Source organism: Streptomyces sp. NRRL B-24572 (genome assembly GCF_002156145.1).
In the GTDB taxonomy this organism is placed as follows: Bacteria; Actinomycetota; Actinomycetes; order Streptomycetales; family Streptomycetaceae; genus Streptomyces; species Streptomyces vietnamensis.
On record NZ_MWIG01001077.1, the window covers coordinates 1 to 606 of the forward strand.

Sequence of the window (606 nt, forward strand, 5' to 3'; positions counted from 1 at the left end):
TCGCCGCCCGCCTCGGCGAACAGCTCGTGCAGGGCCTGTACGACGGCCTCGCCGACGGCAGCGTGGAGCCCGGGTGACGGCGGGGGCGGCGGGCCGGTGACGGCGGGGCGGTGAGCCCGTGACGGCAGAGGCGTGGAGACCCGGTGAAGACCGTCCTATTCTCTTAGCCTGATCATCCGTCTGGGGGAGCGTCGTATGTACGGCCAGGTGCCCACACCGCCAGTGCCACGGCCCGCCGGCCCGTCGGCGGCCACGATCACCGTCCGCGTGCTCATCACGGTCCTGGTGCTCCTGTCCCTGGGGTTCCTCGCGTGGGTCGCCATGCTCCGCATCGCGATCATGCGGCGCTCCGGGCGGGACTGGGCGCTCTTCTGGGGGCAGCTGGTCCTCAACATCGCCTGTCTGGTGCCGCTGGAGGAGCACTTCGCCGGTACGTGGATGAACACCGCCGGCATGATCGTGCTGCTCGTGCAGATGGCGCTCGTGACCTGCTACTTCCTGGTGGTCGACATCCGGCACCACCAGCCCGCCCCGGTCGTGGTCATGGTGCCGTCCGCGGGAGCGCCGCCGTATCCGTACGCCGCTCCGGGGTACGGATACCCGCCG

Annotated in this window: 1 pseudogene; it reads left to right on the forward strand. The window is 71.0% G+C overall.

The window, feature by feature from the left end:
- Window positions 1-267: 267 nt before the first annotated feature.
- Window positions 268-606 (forward strand): annotated as a pseudogene (locus CCN56_RS40270) (hypothetical protein); the annotation flags it as partial.